The organism is Rhodoferax lithotrophicus (genome assembly GCF_019973615.1).
In the GTDB taxonomy this organism is placed as follows: Bacteria; Pseudomonadota; Gammaproteobacteria; order Burkholderiales; family Burkholderiaceae_C; genus Rhodoferax; species Rhodoferax lithotrophicus.
Genome location: NZ_AP024238.1, coordinates 2473312 through 2489918, shown reverse-complemented (window position 1 = coordinate 2489918; position 16607 = coordinate 2473312). Strand labels below are relative to the sequence as shown.

Below are 16607 nucleotides of genomic sequence, written 5' to 3'. Positions count from 1 at the left end.
TTGAGCTCGGGGAGCTGGTAAAACGAGATTATAGAGGGGTAGGTTCGGGCAAATGACGGGCTCTGTTACATTGCAGCGCATGAAAGATTTAGCTGGAAAACACATTGTTTTGGGTCTCAGTGGCGGCATTGCCTGCTACAAGTCTGCCGAGTTGTGCCGCTTGTTGATTAAGGCTGGGGCCACGGTGCAAGTGGTGATGAGTGCTGCAGCAGAGCAGTTCATGACACCGGTGACCATGCAGGCACTGAGCCAGCGCACGGTGTATGGCTCCCAGTGGGATAGCCGTGAACCCAACAACATGGCTCACATCAACCTGACGCGTCAGGCGGATCTGTGTTTGTTGGCTCCGGCCAGTGCCGATGTCATTGCCAAACTGGCGCAAGGGCGGGCCGATGATTTGCTGAGTTTGATGTGCCTGGCGCGGCCTATTGAGCACGTTCCCTTGCTGATTGCGCCAGCCATGAACAAGGAGATGTGGCAGCACCCGGCCACCCAGCGCAATCTGGTGCAGGTGGCACTGGATGGCGCACAGGTGCTGAGTGTTGGCTGTGGTGAGCAGGCCTGTGGTGAAACCGGTGATGGCCGCATGTTGGAGCCCGCTGAGATTCTGGACGAGGTGATTGCCTTTTTTCAGCCCAAGCTGTTGCGGGGCCAGCATGTGTTGGTGACGGCTGGGCCAACCTTTGAGGCGATTGACCCGGTACGGGGTATCACCAATCTGTCCAGCGGCAAGATGGGGTTTGCCATTGCCCGGGCTGCCCGTGAGGCTGGTGCTGACGTGACGCTGGTGGCTGGGCCGGTCAGTCTGCCGACCCCGCGTGGGGTTGTGCGGGTGAATGTGAAATCTGCATTAAATATGCTTGAAGAGGTTGTGGATAAAGCGCAAAATGCTACAGTATTTGTAGCAACTTCGGCGGTAGCTGACTGGCGACCTGCCTCCATGCTGGATAGAAAAATCAAAAAAGATGCCACGGGGTTGCCACCCACCTTGCATTTTGTCGAGAACCCGGACATTTTGGCCACTGTGGCCCAGTCTGAGCGGGGCCACAGTGGAGCGCTTTTTTGTGTGGGTTTTGCAGCCGAAAGTCATGACTTGCTGGCCAACGCCCAGGCCAAGCGTTTGCGCAAAGGTGTTCCGCTGCTGGTGGGTAACATTGGCCCTGACACGTTTGGGCAGGATGACAATGCCTTGGTCTTGATCGATGAGACCGGTGTGCGTGAATTGTCGCGTGACAGCAAACTTTCGCTTGCTCGTAAATTAATAGCTACTATCGCTCAAAAAATAAGCGTTGGAGATCAAAATGATGAAAATTGATGTAAAGGTGATAGATGCGCGCATGGCCAATCAACTGCCGCATTACGCTACGCCGGGCAGCGCCGGGCTGGATTTACGGGCCTGCCTGGATGCGCCCTTGACCCTGCAAGCCAATGCCTGGCAATTGGTGCCGACGGGGATTGCCATTTATCTGAAAGATCCAGGCTACGCTGCGATGATCTTGCCGCGCTCCGGTCTGGGCCACAAACACGGTATTGTGCTGGGCAATCTGGTCGGGTTAATTGACAGCGACTACCAGGGGCAGTTGATGGTGAGCGCCTGGAACCGCAGCGACGTGCCGTTCACGATTGAGCCGATGGAGCGCATTGCCCAACTGGTGATCGTGCCGGTGCTGCAGGCCCAATTTAATGTGGTGACAGACTTCCCCGCCAGCGTGCGCGGGGAGGGCGGTTACGGCTCAACCGGCAAGGTCTGAAACCGTTTTCCGCTCCAAATGTCCTATTGAAGAAAGTCGCTGCCGGGGGCCATACTGTGTATCGGCGTGACCTTGAAAAAACCGGTGCCGGCACTGCCGCAGCCGATTTCAGCCTCGGTGGCTTCACGCACGGCACGCACTTGCACGGTGAGATGCAAGGCAATACCAGCCAGGGGGTGGTTGCCATCCAGTACCACGTGATCCGGGTAGATATCGGTCACGGTGTAGAGCGCGTCCTGCGGCATGTGGGCGCTGCAGCCCGCAGGCAGGGCCACGCCTTCAAACGTCATGCCTTCTTCAAGCTCAGGAGGAAACGCTGAGCGCGGCTCCAGAAAAATCAGTTGATCGTTGAATTCACCAAACCCTTGCTCGGGTTCGATGTGTAAATTGACGGTGGCTCCGGTAGTGTGTCCTTGCAGCGCGGTTTCGATGACCTCAAAAAGATCATCACCACCGACCAGAAATTCCACCGGTTCGTCCAGCACATCCAAAACTTCGCCCAAAGAGTCTTTGAGCGTCCAGGTTAAAGCGACCACGCATTGTTGAGTAATTTCCATGATGGAATTGTCGCAGACCAGCCGTTGTCACTTGCCGATGGGCTTACAACTGCTGAAGTTTTTCCAGGGCAAGTTCAAGGGTTTCGGTTTTTTTGGCAAAACAAAAGCGCACCACGTGCTGGTCAAAGCCGTTGCCATAAAAGGCTGAGGTGGGAATGGCCGCCACACCGACTTCCGTGGTCAACCATTTGCAAAAATCAGCTTCGCCCAGGGCACTGACTTCAGAAATGTCCACGCTTTGGAAATAAGTGCCTTCACAGGGCAGGAGTTTCAGGCGGGTTTGCGCGAGACCGGCACGAAACAGGTCACGCTTGGCCTGGTAAAAATCAGACAAGCCCAGGTAGGGCGCTGGGTCGCGCATGTAATCGGCCAGCGCATGTTGCACCGGAGTGTTGACGGTGAACACGTTGAACTGGTGGACTTTGCGAAACTCCTGGCTGAGCGCCGCCGGGGCGGCCACATAGCCGACTTTCCAGCCAGTCACATGAAAGGTTTTGCCAAAACTTGACACCACGAATGCGCGTTCAGCCAAGCCGGGGAAGCTGGAGGCACTTTGGTGCTGCTGACCATCAAACACCATGTGTTCGTAGACCTCGTCGCTGATCAGCAGAGTTTGGGTCGGTTTGAGCAGCGCTTCAAGCTGCTGCATTTCAGCCGCAGTCCAGACCGTGCCACTCGGGTTGTGTGGCGAGTTGACGATGATGGCGCGGGTTTGGGGGGTGATGGCCGCTGCGATCCTGGCAAAGTCCGGGCGAAACGTGCCTGGGGTTAACGGCACCCGTACCGCGATGCCACCGGCCAATTCGATGTTGGGCACATAACTGTCGTAGCAAGGCTCCAGGACGATGACTTCGTCGCCCGCGTGCACCACCGCCAGAATCGCCGTCAGGATCGCCTGAGTGGCACCGGCGGTGATGGTGATTTCGGTGTCAGGCGAGTATTCATAAGCGTAAAGCGCTTGGATTTTTGTAGCTATTGTTTCGCGCAAGGCGGGCACACCGGCCATTGGGGGGTATTGGTTCAAGCCGCTTTGCATGGCCTGGGTGACAGCCTGTACGAGCTTGGGGTCACAGTCAAAGTCAGGAAAGCCTTGACCCAGGTTGACTGCTTTTTTCTCAGCCGCCAGCGCAGTCATGACGGTGAAGATGGTGGTGCCCACGTTGGGCAGTTTGGAGGTCAGCAAAGGGGTGCTCATGGGTTCACAGTTCGTAGTCGTTGATGTGTCCGGTCATGGCGCGCGCGACCAGATGGCGCTCCAGGCGGCTGCTGACCAGCTCGGCAAATTGGTAGACAAAATTGCGCAGGTATGCGCCGCGTTTGAAGGCAACACGGGTCACGTTTTGGCCAAAAAGCTGACCTGCCGGGCGCACCACCAGACCGGATTGGGCTTCGTTGTCGATCACGTCACGCACCGACATTTCAGCGGCGATGCCAATGCCCATACCCAGTTTCACATAGGTTTTGATCACATCGGAGTCAATCGCTTCCAGCGCAATACGCGGGGTGAGTTTGCGGATGGCAAAAGCCTGGTCGATCCTGGTGCGGCCAGTGTAAGAAGGGTGGTAGGTGATTAAGGGCTCTTTGGCTATATCTTCAAGCGTAATATGCTCTTTAAAACATAGCGGATGACCGCTCTGAAAAACCAGTACATGCTGCCATTCATAGCAGGGCAGGGTGACCAGATCGTCATAACCCGCAATCGACTCGGTGGCAATACCAATTTCAGCCACTTCTTCAATCAGCATCCGGGCTACCTGGTCGGGCGAACCCTGATGCAGGCTGATATTAACCTTTGGGTAGGTTTGACGCAGTTTGGCAACGGGCTCTGGGAGCACGTAGCGGGCTTGGGTGTGGGTGGTGGCAATCGACAGGGTGCCACTGTCTTCAGCACTGTATTGTTCACCAATACGTTTGAGGTTGTTGATCTCGCGCATGATCACGTCAATGCTTTTGATCACTTGTTGACCAGGCTCGGTGATACGTTTGAGGCGTTTGCCATGACGGGCAAAAATTTCAATGCCCAGCTCTTCTTCAAGCTCAATGATGGCTTTGGAAACCCCCGGTTGGGAGGTGTGCAGCGATTTCGCCGCTTCAGTCAGGTTGAGATCACGGCGTACCGCTTCTTGAACAAATTTGAATTGATGCAGGTTCATGTGGGGGTGCTTAATACAAGCGCTGGATGCCAGTTCTCAAAGCTCAGAGAGGGATAGTTTGGCCAGCATCTCGATGACACGAGGATCTTCACCAACCGATGGGCGCAGAACAAAAGTAACCGCTGGGTAGGTCTGCTGCAAATGATTGACCAGCAGCGGCAAGTCTTCACGAGCATGTCGGCCGACGCCCAAAAACATCGGCACGATGGTGATATGGGTGACATCCATGTTCACCAATTCGTCTGTAACACTGGCCAGGTCTGGGAGGGTGAGCTCCAGAAAGGCACAGCGGACGCAGCTTTCAGGACTGAGTTGGCGCATGCTTTCTGCAATGCTGTCAATCGGCTTGCGCCACACAGGGTCGCGAGAGCCATGACCAAAAAGAATGGTTGCGTGTATGTTCATGGCCTTTAGGTGAAGAAAAAAATGTCCAATGCGATATCTACCGTCTGAGCACCAGCCAGCCAAAGGCTGTCAGCGAAATAACGGTGTAGATCAAGCCAGGCAACGCTGCGGTGAGCCAAGGCTGCCAATTTTGCAGGTTGCCCATGTAGCCAAACACATTGTTGAGTAAAAAGAAACTGATGCCTGCCATAACACCGCCAAATACATAAGTAGTGATGCTGCCAGAGCGAAAATGCAAGTAGGCAAAAGGCAGGGCCAGCACCACCATCACCAGGCAACTCAGTGGATAAAAGACCTTTTTCCAGAACTCAATCTCATAACGTTGAGCTGTCTGGGCGTTGTTTTGCAGATGCTGGATGTACTGGAACAGGTCGTAAGTGCTCATGCGCTCAGGTTTGAGCAGGGCGGCAGACACCATTTCTGCGCTGATGCGGTTGGGCCAATGCAAGGTATCAAGTTCAGCGCGTTCAACCGACTCCTCGGGTTTGTCTGATGCGGGAAATTCGGTACGTTGCACGTGATGCAACTCCCATGCATCTGACTCGGCCAAGGTTGCGCTTTCGGCCAACATCATTGACAGCAGCAGTCCCCGATTGTCGAACTCAAAAATGCGAATACCTTTGAGGTTGCCATCAGCGCCAAGTTCACCCACGTTGACCGAAAATTGCCCGTAGAGTTGTTTTTCTTTCAGCCATGCCCCTGTTTGCCCGACGGTGATGCGTCCGGTGTAGCGAACTTTGAGCAATTGTGCGGTGCGATCAGCCGCCGGCGAGATGTAGTCTCCAATGGCAAAGGTGAATACCACAAAGGCCAGACCCAGCATGAGCAATGTTTTGAGCGCGCGCCAGGGACCCAAGCCACTGGTTCTCAAAATGGTGTATTCGGAGCTTTGTGCCAGTCTTGACATCACAAATATGGTGCCAATCAACACGGCAATGGGCATTAATTCATAAAGGTGACTGGGGATCATCAACGAAACATAACCCAGCGCGTGTACCAAACGATAACCTGTCGCGTAATGTCGGCCAACAGACTTCACTTCTTCGACAAAATCAAAGAAGAAAAAGAGTGCCAGAAATCCTAGAGTCACGAAGGCGACGGATTGAATCACCTCGCCATAAATCAGCCGACGCAATGTTTTCATGCAGAGGCTCCTGGTTGGGGGGCAGTGCGCCGTTCCCATAGTTGTCGCCATTGCCAGTTGTTGTGTCCTTTGGCCAGCCACAACACGGCCAGCACAAATACCCCTCCATGCAAGCCCAACATGTAGGCAGGGAAGGTTGTTTTACCTGAATAAATCCAGTTTTGCCCAAGATTCAGCAAATTGAAATAAAGTACAAAAGTGAACATTGAGAACACCAGATTCAGGCTTTTCCCCACTCTTGGATTCACACTGGAGATAGCAATACCAATGATCACAAAATTCATGGCCGCCAAAATCAATCCGAAACGCCATGAGAGTTCACCCAGTGCGGCAGGTGAAGGTGTTTGGATCAGATTCAGAGTAGGGTGTGTGTTGATAAACGCTGAACTGGTGTCAACCATCGGATCTGTTGTGATGTGCGAACCGTAGGTTTCAAATTCACTGACTTTTAAATCGGTGGTTCCCTTTACCGTTTCCAGTCGCTGGCCATTGTCAAGCATCAAAAATTGACCTTGTGACATGTGCTCTATGCGCCCACGGTGTGCGGTCGTGATAGTTTCCTTGCCGAATTCTGTGGTGGCAATAAATACATTGGTGCCGCTGGTTTGTCCAGGCAGATTTTTTTCCACAAAAAATACCTTGGCACCATTGGCGGATTCCTGAAATTGTCCTGGTTCGATACGTTCCAGATCACCACGCTTTTCATACTGGTTTTTCAAATCATCGATACGCATGTTGGTCCATGGTAGTACGAGCAGGGCCAAGGCCGCAATCACAGCAAAAATAGGTAAAGAAAACCGGAACAAAGGACTGATCAGAGATGAAAGTCCCTTACCACTGCAAAACCAGATGACCATTTCACTTTCGCGGTACATGCGTGACAAGGTTGCAATGATGGCAATGAACAAACTCATACTGAGCAAAGTGGGGGTATAAGCAAGCACGGTGTAGCCCATGACCAATGTCACGTCTGATGGGCTGAACGTGCCGCTGGATGCCAGGCCCAGTGTCCGTATCAGGGTCATGGTCATGACCACGGTGATCAGCACAACCAAGGTAGCCCCGAAACTGCGCGAAAGCTCTTTACGTAGGGAAGAATGGAATAACATTGCTTGAAAAGGAAACCGCCAATTATGAACTTTGATCTCAATATTTTTGTCCCAGCAACTGTATCCACTGAAAAAACCGACGTTTCTCTGGTGTTCGTTCCCAACAGCTTTCAATCGGGCAAAGATGCCTTGTCTGTTCTGATTGCCAAAGCACTTAAATCGGGCGATCTGATTGCAAAAGCTGGACAAGTATTGGATGTTTATCGACCTCTTGGTTTTGCTGCTACCCATGTGGTGCTTGTGCATATTGCAGATGGCTCACATGGAGATATACGAAAAGGCGTGTCTGCAGCCATGGCGGCTGTGAAGTCATCCAAACCCAAACATGTGAGCTTGAATTTCTTGCTCCAACCCAATGCTCAGGGGCTTCGCGCTGCACTAACTTGTTTGGCCGAGTCTACTTACATGTACCAAACCACCAAGTCAGACGCTCAGGGTCGATCAATTACCCAGGTATCTGTGGCCGTGCCTGATGACAAGTTGTTAGAAGCCGTCTTTAAGCGAGCAGTTGCCGCAGTGAATGGCATTGAACTGGCCAAAGAATGGGGTAATCGACCAGCCAATTACGCTACACCGACCCATTTGGCAGGTGTAGCCAAGGCGTTGGCCAAGTTTGCTCATATCAAGGTGGAAATATTGGGTCCCAAAGAAGTTGATAAATTGGGAATGGGCGCTTTTCAAGCGGTAGCCAAAGGCTCTGATGAACCCCTGCGGTTTATCGAGTTGCGCTATCAAGGAGCCGCCAAGACCGAGGCACCTGTGGTATTAGTGGGCAAAGGCATCACCTTTGACAGTGGTGGTATTTCCATCAAGCCTGCGGCGGAAATGGATGAGATGAAATACGACATGTGTGGTGCCGCCAGTGTGCTGGGTGTATTTCGTGCGCTGGCTGAGCTGCAACCCGAAATCAATGTGGTGGGCTTGATTGCCTCATGTGAAAACCTGCCCGGTAGCCGTGCTCTAAAACCAGGGGATGTAGTCACCAGCATGAGCGGACAAACCATTGAAGTACTCAATACGGATGCAGAAGGGCGTTTGGTGCTGTGTGATGCACTCACATATGCCGAGCGCTTTAAACCCAAGGCTGTTCTGGATATTGCGACATTGACCGGCGCGTGCGTGATTGCTTTGGGAGGCGTGCGCAGTGGGTTTTTTTCAACCAATGAAAACTTGTCGAAGGCCTTGTTGAGTGCCAGTGAGTCTTCTCTGGATCTATGCTGGCCCATGCCTCTCGACGACGAATATGCGGAAGGACTAAAAACCAGCTTTGCCGATGTGGCAAATGTTGCAGGTCGAGCGGGTGGGGCCGTCACCGCGGCGAAATTTTTGCAGCGTTTTACATCCAAATACCCTTGGGCCCATCTTGATGTGGCAGGTACGGCCTGGAAGAGTGGTGCAGCCAAAGGTGCCACCGGGCGTCCCGTAGGTCTGTTGCTTGACTTTTTACTCAACTACGCCGCCGAGGGAGCAGTTGTTTGACCGACATTGCATTTCACTTCAATGTGCCAGATCGCTTGGGCTACGTGTGTCGATTGCTTCGCAAAGCGGTTACGGGTGGCGTGAAGGTCGTTGTGACGGGGCCACAAGATGAATTGAGTCAACTGGATACTGATTTATGGGCACTTTCCACCACTGATTTTGTAACACATGTTGGTCTTGATGCGCCAAGGTCTGTATTGGAAAAATCGTCGGTTGTGTTGGCGGATGTACTTGACGGTATCAACATTCACTCGGTTTTGGTGAATTTATGGCCTTTGGTACCGGATGGTTTTGATCGGTATGAACGTGTGATTGAAATCGTGAGTCAAGATGAGACTGACCGTCAACAAGCGAGAAGACGATGGAAATACTATGCTCAAACCGGGTTCCATCTGGTTCGTCATGATCTGCAGAAAGTCAACAAATGAATCCAGCTCAAAGGCCTCAACCACGATTTGTTCCAACCCTGACAGAGGTAGTGGATCCAGCCAGCCTGACTCGCACGGCATCTCATCAGCAACCACAAGTACAAATGATCGTGGATCAAGTTCTACAGCAGATCAAACCAATCTTTGAGCGGCGTATGCAAGAGGAGATGGATCGTGTGATGCGAGCTATGGTGGCAAAGCAGTGGTCAGATCTGAGCACCAAGCTCCAAGATGAGATGGAACTGTTTGTTCGACAAGCGGTTTTGGATGTACTCAGTGAGCAGAGTGAATACAAAACTCAAAAATAAGAGCAATTTATGGTTCATAAGTGCGTTCTGTTGGTGTCTACCCTAAGTGTCTGGCCCAAAAATTGCGTTATCGTTTGGGTTGCTGAATAATTCAATTCACAATTTTTTAACCTGGAGTTGTCTATGCAAATGAAATTGAAAATTACTGTCGCTGCTGCCATTGCCGCCGTAGCTGGTCTGGCTTCTGCTCAAGACATGGTCGTGAAAATTGGGCACGTTGCACCGATGTCTGGTGCGCAATCACACTATGGCAAGGACAACACCAATGGCGCTCGTATGGCCATTGAAGACTTGAATGCTCAAAATATTGTCATTGGTGGCAAGAAGATCAAGTTTGAACTTCAAGCGGAAGATGATGCCGCTGATCCAAAACAGGGCACAGCCGTAGCACAAAAATTGTGCGACAGTAAAGTTGCGGGCGTAGTCGGTCACCTGAATTCAGGTACCACCATTCCAGCATCCAAGATTTACCACGACTGTGGTATCCCCATGGTCACAGGTGCTGCAACCAACCCCAATTTGACCAAACCTGGTTATAAGACAACCTACCGCATTATTGCCAATGACTTGTCATTGGGTGCTGGTTTGGCTATCTATGCTGCTGACGTGTTGAAAGTCAAGTCAGTCGCCATGATTGATGACCGTACAGCTTATGGTCAAGGCGTAGCGGAAGTGTTCAAAAAAGTTGCGCTGACTAAGGGCATCAAAGTGGTTGACGATCAATTCACCACTGATAAAGCCACTGACTTCATGGCAATTTTGACAGCAATCAAGGCAAAGAAACCAGATGCCGTCTTCTTCGGGGGTATGGATCCTCAAGCAGGTCCGATGTTGCGCCAAATGGAATCCTTGGGCATGGGTGGTTACAAATATTTCGGCGGTGATGGTATCTGTACCTCCGAGTTGGCGAAACTGGCTGATGGTGCAAAGATTCTTGAAAATGTGGTGTGCGCAGAAGGTGGTGCTTCACTGGCCAAGATGCCTGGCGGCGAAGCCTGGAAGAAGCGTTACGATGCAAAATACCCTGGTCAGTTCCAGGTTTACAGCCCATATACCTATGACGCGACTTTCCTCTTGGCTGATGCAATGAAGCGTGCCAATTCGACAGATCCCAAGGTTTATGTGACTAAATTGGCTGAATCCAATTTCAAAGGCGTGACCAATACCATTGCATTTGAGCCATCTGGCGAAATGAAAAATCCAGCGATCACCTTGTCTACATACAAGGATGGCAAGAAAACTGCTTTGAACTGATCAGTTTTCAGCTTTTTCAAATTTAAAAGCCACCCAAGGGTGGCTTTTTTTATGAAAGATACCCAACACAGACCGATCTTCCGAAGAAACAAGTCATAGCTCGGTTAGAATTTCGGGCTTCGGAGCGGTGGATGAGTGGTTTAAGTCACACGCCTGGAAAGCGTGCGGGGAGTAAAATCCCCCGGGGGTTCGAATCCCCCCTGCTCCGCCAGATAGTTATGAAATCCTCTTTAAATCAATGATTTATAGAGGATTTTTTTCGTCTGTACGTTTTCTAGCGCGTGACGTGCAACATTTTCCCGCTGGATCCGGGATTGAGTCCCAGATCGGTCAGCATAATTTTCAGATGCGGGCAAACAATATACGATTTGACGTTCACAACACTAAAGTTGACCCCAGTTTTAGGGCCAACTTTACTTGTGTGGATTTGTGACGCGTCCTGACTGGTTTGCTGTTGGTTGTATATAGTTTTATACGATGTATATTATGTTAATAAACATGAGCCGTTACGAAATGCCATGTCATAATTTGAAAGTCAAATCCGTTGACCATGGCTCGCACAACCACGCTGATGCGGCACAAGCTCAAGATCGAAGGCCAGGAGAATCTGGTTGCCGTGGCTGCTGCCGAATTGGGCAAAAACCACTACACCAGCACCCAGGAGAAGCTGGCTCTCTTCCTGCTTGGCCGAAACTTCACCAAAACCACTGATGGTGAAACCGGCTGAGCAGCCGCCCACGCGGGTGGTGGGGTGTGCTCATCACCCTGCTGCTGTTGGCTGCGCTTGACCATGTGTTTCCGCCACCGGTACCAGGCCGTGATGCACCCAACGCACTGCTTATTGTTGCTCGTGACGGAGCACCATTACGCGCCTTTCCGGACCGCGACCACGTCTGGCGACACCCGGTTGCATTGGAAGATGTTTCACCACTTTATCTACAAGCCCTGGAACACTATGAGGATCGCTGGTTCCGCTGGCATCCGGGCATCAATCCACTGGCCCTGGCACGCGCCGCATGGCAATGGCTGCGTTACGGACACATCGTCTCCGGGGGTTCTACCTTGACCATGCAGGTTGCACGCATCATTGAACCCACACCAAGAACACTGTTTGGCAAAAGCCGACAAATCCTGCGCGCCCTGCAACTCGAATTGCATTACTCCAAAGACGAAATCCTGGCCATTTACGTGAACTATGCGCCGATGGGTGGTGTCCTGGAGGGTATTGAGGCCGCCAGTCGGGCCTATCTTGGTAAACCGGCCAAACGCCTGAGTCACGCCGATGCAGCCTTGCTCACCGTGCTACCCCAAGCCCCATCGCGCCTGCGGCCAGATCGTCAGCCCCAACGCGCCCGACTGGCGCGCGACAAAGTACTGCACCGAATGGTCGGTATCTGGTCTGACAACAACATCCGTGATGCCTATCAGGAACCCATCATTGCCCAGACCATGCGCCCCCCCTGCTCGCCCCCTTGCTTGCCGAGCGTCTGCGCAAACAAGCGCAGGGTCAACAACGCATCGACACCAGTATTGATGCACAAACCCAGCAGACGGTTGAACTGCTGCTGACCAGCCGACTTAGTGCCCTGCCGCCACGTGTCTCCATGGCGGCCATGGTAGTGGACAACAAAACGTTGGAAGTCCGGGCCTATGCCGGCTCGGCTGACTTCGGCGATACAGACCAGCATGCCGCTGATTCATCGCCTTACCGAAACAGGGCGTGTTGACATTACGGTGATGGACGAACAGGGTCACTATGACCGTATCAGCATCAGTGTGCGTTAACCCCATCCCAAATAGTGTCAACAATGTGCAGAGGTTGATTCCTTTTTTGCGATCAAAATAGCTACTAATTATGTAGCTACTTGTGCATATATTACGGTCTATACAAGTCATTTTCATGCGCAGGGCTTGTTGGGATCGGTAACCATGCTGGTCATGCTTGCGGCGCAATTCGCGGCTGATGCATGTTTTGTAGCGCCATAGAAGCGCAGCAATTTCACTTTGGTCGTACACCTGTGGCGTGTGGGTAATGTCATACCAATTTAAAAACCTGGTAGTTCCGGCAGTTCAAAAGGATAGTTTTTTCAAATCAAACATAGTGGCTCGATAAATGCGTTGCTTGTTGCAACCATCCAATCGAGCGAATTTGCGCGAGGGTGGCATTACCAGGAAATGACATGACCACCACCAACACATCCCTTGCTTTTCAGCGTCTTGAGGCCGAAGGCCGACTGTTGAAACCGGCACTCCATGGGCCGACCCATGTCACTGGCCGTTTCGGCTTTCGCGGCGAAATCGCTCTAACTATTGAGCCCCGCGTGATGCTTGAAGCAGCCTTTGCCACCGCTGCCGACGACGACGAAACCCTGTCTTTTCTGGCAGGTTCGCTCACAACCTACAAACACCTTCCTGCGCTGATCGAGACGCTGGGCAGCAACATCAAGGCCGGTGGCAAATATTTCATCTACGTGTCCGATCTGGATCGTGCCTCGCGCTATCAGATCGAATTCAACGGTGTTTCGTTTTACGTGCTGCCGATTGACGACACCTCGGTCTACAACGAGCTGATCGACTTCCTGTACCTCGACAAGACCAAAATGAAGAAGATGGATACGGCAGAAAAGGTCGATGCCATTGCCGATGCCGCGCTCAAATACACCCAGACCTACGAAATCATCAGCTTTGAAGAAGGCCTCAAACGGCTCTGACTTAAGCGCACCGGTGTCGGGTTGACGACGCACGCCACGTCGCCAATCCCGACAATTGAAGAGAAGAGGCCAATTTGAGGGGCTGTCCGACACGTTGGTACGCATCTGGATGTCGACGTTGATGAGGCCTCAGTCCGACACGGCCACACCGGCCTTGTCGGCAGCAATCTTCTTGCCATTGGGCGTGCGGCCTACGGCTTGTAAAACCAGGTCGTAGGTTTGTGGCTCGGGCACTTTCACGCCCTCCTCTGCTGGTGCAAACGTGACCTTGATGCCTTCGGGCGTGGCTTCAGCCGCAACGGTTTTGGTTTTGAGCATGATGTTGTCATCATGAGAGGAGAATGCGCACGGTCTGGCTCTCTGGCATCCATAGGCATCACGCCTTCTTGACTGAAAACGCACACGACATGGGTCAAGTGCTTGTAGTTCATGGTGCTCCCTGAGACTGGTTGGTCGCAAAGAGCTCATCCTATTGGCTCTTGGCCCAACCGTTTATCAAATGGTGCACTTCGTACTTGAATCCGCGACCTATTAAATACTGGAAAAAACCTGGACACGCCGATAACGGGCAAGTTATGCTAGCCACAATTTCATTATGCAAAACCCACGAATGGCGACATGACGCATAAATTTGGCTTGAAAGGCTTGCTGCAGCTGATGTCTGCCATCGGCATCATTGGCATGCTTGGTCTTTCAGTGCTGTTTCTGTCGGAATTCCACTCCTCACTGGTGGCCAGCAAGCAACTTGAAGTTCGCGAGCGGGTCGAGATCGCACTGAGTCTGATCAATGATTTCCATGCACTTGAAATCCGTGGCACGTTGACGCGCGTCGAGGCGCAGACAAAGGCCAGGGAAACGATTCGCCAGATCCGCACAAGCCAAAATGATTACCTGTGGATCAACGACACCCAGCATTTGATGCTCATGCATCCCATCATGCCGGAACTGGAAGGAAAAGACCTCTCCGATTTCAAGGATGCGGAAGGGAAGAAATTTTTTGCGGACTTTGTTGACACGGCTCTGCGTCTGGGCAGCGGCTATGTCCGCTACGTTTGGCCCAAGCCAGGGGCCAGCTCCGTACAACCCAAGCTGTCCTATGTCAAATTATTTGTACCCTGGCATTGGATCATCGGCTCGGGGGTCTATATGGACGATATAGAGGCCACTTTCCGCAAGCAGCTGTGGTACCTCATCAGCATCATTGGAGGCTTGGGGCTGCTTTACATCTATATCGGATTCAGGCTGCGCACTTTGGTACTGCACCGAGTCGGCGGCGACATGGACAAGGCCGTCACCATTGCCACCCATCTGGCGAGTGGCAATCTTGACACCCCCATTTCCTTGCAGGCCACGAACGGTCCGATATCCCGCCCCGCCCGCTCCGGGGTACTGGACCGCCTGATGCAAGTTTCCGCAACCCGCAAGCGGGTAGAAAGGGTGAACCGGCGGCTCGGCGAAGCGCTCAAACAATCGCATGAAGCGATCTCGTTGGTGGAAGCTGATCTGCATTTTTCTTATATCAATCCGGCCTTTACCCGACTGTTCGGCTACCAGTTGGAGGAAGTCATTGGCCAGCCCATCAGCCTGCTGGAAGTCACTGGGAACGAGGCCGGCAGTCCGCAAGACGCGATCCAGATGGCGGGCCAGTCCGGCTTGTTCCATGGTGAAGTTCTGCGGCGGGCCAAGGATGGCCGACTTATTCCGGTTCTCACCAACATTGCCCCGGTGCTGGACGAACACCGCATCATCTCCGGCTATGTGGCGACCATGATCGACCTCACCGAGATCAAGCGGGTCACAGAACAACTGCGCGAAAACGAGGAGAAATTTCACGCCATCTTTGACCAAGCCTTCCAGTTCATCGGCATTCTGAGCCCCGATGGCATGCTGCGTGATGCCAACCAGACCGCCCTCGATGCCTTGGGCCTCCAGCTGGCGGATGTGGTTGGCAAGCCGCTCTGGACAACGCCCTGGTGGCAGCACTCTGCTGCGCAGCAGACGAAGCTGAAGGCGGCGATAGCGCAGGCGGCCCTGGGTAATTTCGTTCGTTTTGAAGTCTCTACGCAGGGCGGCCAGGGTTCGCTGCGCCATATCGATTTTTCCCTCAAGCCGGTGCACGATGGTCATGGCCGGGTTGAACAGTTGATTGCCGAGGGACGTGACATTACCGAGCGCCAACTGGCGGAGGATGAAGTGCGCACAGCCATGGTCGAGGTCAGCCGGATCAACACCGAACTGCTGGCCTCAAACCACAAGCTGGAGCAAGCCCAGATCCAGCTGCTGCAATCAGAAAAAATGGCCTCCATCGGCTTGCTGGCGGCGGGCGTGGCGCACGAGATCAACAACCCCATCGGCTTTGTCTCGTCCAATCTGTACGCCCTGGAAAGGTATGTGAAGGAGTTGCTCGAATTGCTAGACGCCTATGAGCAGCTGGAAACGCTCGTGCACCCCAGCCAGCCCGGCGCAGAAGCACTCGCCTCCTCTGTGGTGCCACTGCTGGTTGGGTTACGGTCGCTCAAGGAGCACATCGACCTGCAGTTTCTGCGCGAAGACGCTATCAACTTGCTGTCCGAATCGCACGAAGGCACCGCCCGGGTCAAGAACATCGTCCAGAGCCTGAAAGATTTCGCCCATGCCAGTCACGAAGATGACTGGGACTTTGCCAACATCCACACCGGCCTCGAAAGCACCCTGAAAGTGGTGTGGAACGAACTCAAATACAAATGCGAGGTGGTCAAAGACTATGGTCAGCTCCCACTAGTCCAGTGCCTGTTGTCGCAGTTGAATCAGGTGTTCATGAACCTTCTGATCAATGCCGCCCAAGCCATCGAAGAAAAAGGCATCATCACCATTTGCACGGGCACGCAGGAACAGGAAGTGTGGATCGACATTGCGGACACCGGCAAGGGCATTCCAGCAGAGCAGCTGAGCCATATTTTTGACCCCTTCTTCACCACCAAGCCGATCGGCAAAGGAACAGGACTGGGCTTGTCGGTGTCCTACAGCATCGTGCACAAACACCATGGCCGGATCGAAGTCCACAGTGAGGTGGGCAAGGGCAGCACCTTCCGGGTGTACCTGCCGGTCACGCAGCCCCCCACCGAAGACACATCGGCGCATCTCCATGGCAAGGGGGACCGGGCGCAATAACGCAACCTCACAGACTCCGTCAACCACGCAGACCTGGAAGTGAACATGCTCGTTGAGGCTGGAGCCAAAACAATGGATGAAGGCCACCGCAACAACGAGCACAGCGAGCGGGCGCAAAGCCATGGGCGAAGATGCACATTCGAGGTATTTGGGGAACG

General features: G+C 52.9%; 16 protein-coding genes, 1 tRNA gene and 2 pseudogenes. 11 read left to right on the top strand and 8 right to left on the bottom strand.

Annotated features, from left to right (window positions below):
* Positions 1–79 precede the first annotated feature (79 nt).
* A complete protein-coding gene (gene coaBC / locus LDN84_RS11580; RefSeq protein WP_223912943.1) occupies positions 80–1315 on the top strand; it encodes a bifunctional phosphopantothenoylcysteine decarboxylase/phosphopantothenate--cysteine ligase CoaBC in 1236 nt (411 codons plus the stop codon).
* Positions 1305–1751 carry a dUTP diphosphatase gene (gene dut, locus LDN84_RS11575; RefSeq protein WP_223903619.1) on the top strand — a complete coding sequence of 149 codons (447 nt, stop codon included), beginning with the start codon at positions 1305–1307 and terminating at the stop codon, positions 1749–1751. The genes coaBC and dut overlap by 11 nt, the downstream gene beginning before the upstream one ends.
* A 23-nt stretch (positions 1752–1774) precedes the next feature.
* Here the strand turns inward: dut and LDN84_RS11570 are convergent, their stop codons facing one another.
* Genes LDN84_RS11570 through lptF form a run of 6 tightly spaced genes read right to left on the bottom strand, consistent with a single transcriptional unit; the run spans position 1775 to position 7119 of the window.
* Positions 1775–2308 (bottom strand): FKBP-type peptidyl-prolyl cis-trans isomerase, encoded by a 534-nt coding sequence (locus LDN84_RS11570; RefSeq protein WP_223903618.1) that lies wholly within the window; start codon positions 2306–2308, stop codon positions 1775–1777.
* 43 nt (positions 2309–2351) lie between these two features.
* Positions 2352–3503, bottom strand: a complete 1152-nt coding sequence (locus tag LDN84_RS11565; RefSeq protein WP_223903617.1) for a pyridoxal phosphate-dependent aminotransferase — start codon at positions 3501–3503, stop codon at positions 2352–2354.
* A gap of 4 nt (positions 3504–3507) precedes the next feature.
* Positions 3508–4461, bottom strand: coding sequence for a CysB family HTH-type transcriptional regulator (locus LDN84_RS11560; RefSeq protein ID WP_223903616.1), 954 nt, complete (start codon positions 4459–4461; stop codon positions 3508–3510).
* A 36-nt stretch (positions 4462–4497) separates the two neighbouring features.
* Positions 4498–4866 carry a sirohydrochlorin chelatase gene (locus LDN84_RS11555; RefSeq protein WP_223903615.1) on the bottom strand — a complete coding sequence of 123 codons (369 nt, stop codon included), beginning with the start codon at positions 4864–4866 and terminating at the stop codon, positions 4498–4500.
* A 37-nt stretch (positions 4867–4903) separates the two neighbouring features.
* A complete protein-coding gene (gene lptG, locus LDN84_RS11550) occupies positions 4904–6010 on the bottom strand; it encodes an LPS export ABC transporter permease LptG (protein WP_223903614.1) in 1107 nt (368 codons plus the stop codon).
* The gene (gene lptF, locus LDN84_RS11545; protein WP_223912940.1) at positions 6007–7119 is read right to left on the bottom strand and encodes an LPS export ABC transporter permease LptF; all 1113 of its coding nucleotides are present in this window, start codon (positions 7117–7119) and stop codon (positions 6007–6009) included. The genes lptG and lptF overlap by 4 nt, the downstream gene beginning before the upstream one ends.
* A gap of 24 nt (positions 7120–7143) precedes the next feature.
* Between lptF and LDN84_RS11540 the strand changes: the two genes are divergently transcribed.
* The 8 genes from LDN84_RS11540 (at position 7144) to LDN84_RS11505 (ending at position 13299) form a co-directional block, all read left to right on the top strand.
* Positions 7144–8598: a leucyl aminopeptidase gene (locus tag LDN84_RS11540; protein WP_223903613.1), complete on the top strand. Its 1455-nt coding sequence runs from the start codon at positions 7144–7146 to the stop codon at positions 8596–8598.
* Positions 8595–9026: a DNA polymerase III subunit chi gene (locus LDN84_RS11535; protein ID WP_223903612.1), complete on the top strand. Its 432-nt coding sequence runs from the start codon at positions 8595–8597 to the stop codon at positions 9024–9026. Before LDN84_RS11540 ends, LDN84_RS11535 begins: the two co-directional genes overlap by 4 nt.
* A complete protein-coding gene (locus tag LDN84_RS11530) occupies positions 9023–9334 on the top strand; it encodes a hypothetical protein (protein ID WP_223903611.1) in 312 nt (103 codons plus the stop codon). Before LDN84_RS11535 ends, LDN84_RS11530 begins: the two co-directional genes overlap by 4 nt.
* Before the next feature lie 123 nt (positions 9335–9457).
* Positions 9458–10588, top strand: coding sequence for a branched-chain amino acid ABC transporter substrate-binding protein (locus LDN84_RS11525; protein WP_223903610.1), 1131 nt, complete (start codon positions 9458–9460; stop codon positions 10586–10588).
* A gap of 121 nt (positions 10589–10709) precedes the next feature.
* Positions 10710–10799 (top strand) — tRNA-Ser (locus LDN84_RS11520).
* 339 nt (positions 10800–11138) lie between these two features.
* Complete coding sequence (locus tag LDN84_RS11515) at positions 11139–11315, top strand: hypothetical protein (protein ID WP_223903609.1); 177 nt, start codon at positions 11139–11141, stop codon at positions 11313–11315.
* A gap of 26 nt (positions 11316–11341) precedes the next feature.
* Entirely contained in the window at positions 11342–12157 is an 816-nt protein-coding gene (locus tag LDN84_RS11510; RefSeq protein WP_223903608.1) for a transglycosylase domain-containing protein, read from the top strand.
* A gap of 611 nt (positions 12158–12768) precedes the next feature.
* The gene (locus tag LDN84_RS11505) at positions 12769–13299 is read left to right on the top strand and encodes a hypothetical protein (protein WP_223903607.1); all 531 of its coding nucleotides are present in this window, start codon (positions 12769–12771) and stop codon (positions 13297–13299) included.
* A 132-nt stretch (positions 13300–13431) separates the two neighbouring features.
* On the opposite strand, the pseudogene LDN84_RS11500 reads toward LDN84_RS11505, so the two are convergent.
* Positions 13432–13626 (bottom strand): annotated as a pseudogene (locus tag LDN84_RS11500) (dihydrolipoyl dehydrogenase); the annotation flags it as partial.
* 291 nt (positions 13627–13917) lie between these two features.
* On the opposite strand from LDN84_RS11500, the gene LDN84_RS11495 reads away from it, so the two are divergent.
* Positions 13918–16449, top strand: a complete 2532-nt coding sequence (locus LDN84_RS11495) for a cache domain-containing protein (RefSeq protein WP_223903606.1) — start codon at positions 13918–13920, stop codon at positions 16447–16449.
* 6 nt (positions 16450–16455) lie between these two features.
* Here the strand turns inward: LDN84_RS11495 and LDN84_RS11490 are convergent.
* A pseudogene (locus LDN84_RS11490) lies at positions 16456–16539 on the bottom strand (transposase); the annotation flags it as partial.
* Between the last annotated feature and the right edge of the window lie 68 nt (positions 16540–16607).

Excerpts from the sequence above, each read along its gene's own strand:
- coaBC (WP_223912943.1), top strand. The coding sequence starts at position 80 with ATGAAAGATTTAGCTGGAAAACACATTGTTTTGGGTCTCAGTGGCGGC.
- lptG (WP_223903614.1), bottom strand. The coding sequence starts at position 6,010 with ATGAAAACATTGCGTCGGCTGATTTATGGCGAGGTGATTCAATCCGTC.
- LDN84_RS11565 (WP_223903617.1), bottom strand. The coding sequence starts at position 3,503 with ATGAGCACCCCTTTGCTGACCTCCAAACTGCCCAACGTGGGCACCACC.
- lptF (WP_223912940.1), bottom strand. The coding sequence starts at position 7,119 with ATGTTATTCCATTCTTCCCTACGTAAAGAGCTTTCGCGCAGTTTCGGG.
- LDN84_RS11495 (WP_223903606.1), top strand. The coding sequence starts at position 13,918 with ATGACGCATAAATTTGGCTTGAAAGGCTTGCTGCAGCTGATGTCTGCC.
- LDN84_RS11555 (WP_223903615.1), bottom strand. The coding sequence starts at position 4,866 with ATGAACATACACGCAACCATTCTTTTTGGTCATGGCTCTCGCGACCCT.
- LDN84_RS11525 (WP_223903610.1), top strand. The coding sequence starts at position 9,458 with ATGCAAATGAAATTGAAAATTACTGTCGCTGCTGCCATTGCCGCCGTA.
- LDN84_RS11560 (WP_223903616.1), bottom strand. The coding sequence starts at position 4,461 with ATGAACCTGCATCAATTCAAATTTGTTCAAGAAGCGGTACGCCGTGAT.
- LDN84_RS11530 (WP_223903611.1), top strand. The coding sequence starts at position 9,023 with ATGAATCCAGCTCAAAGGCCTCAACCACGATTTGTTCCAACCCTGACA.
- LDN84_RS11515 (WP_223903609.1), top strand. The coding sequence starts at position 11,139 with ATGGCTCGCACAACCACGCTGATGCGGCACAAGCTCAAGATCGAAGGC.
- LDN84_RS11570 (WP_223903618.1), bottom strand. The coding sequence starts at position 2,308 with ATGGAAATTACTCAACAATGCGTGGTCGCTTTAACCTGGACGCTCAAA.
- dut (WP_223903619.1), top strand. The coding sequence starts at position 1,305 with ATGAAAATTGATGTAAAGGTGATAGATGCGCGCATGGCCAATCAACTG.
- LDN84_RS11505 (WP_223903607.1), top strand. The coding sequence starts at position 12,769 with ATGACCACCACCAACACATCCCTTGCTTTTCAGCGTCTTGAGGCCGAA.
- LDN84_RS11540 (WP_223903613.1), top strand. The coding sequence starts at position 7,144 with ATGAACTTTGATCTCAATATTTTTGTCCCAGCAACTGTATCCACTGAA.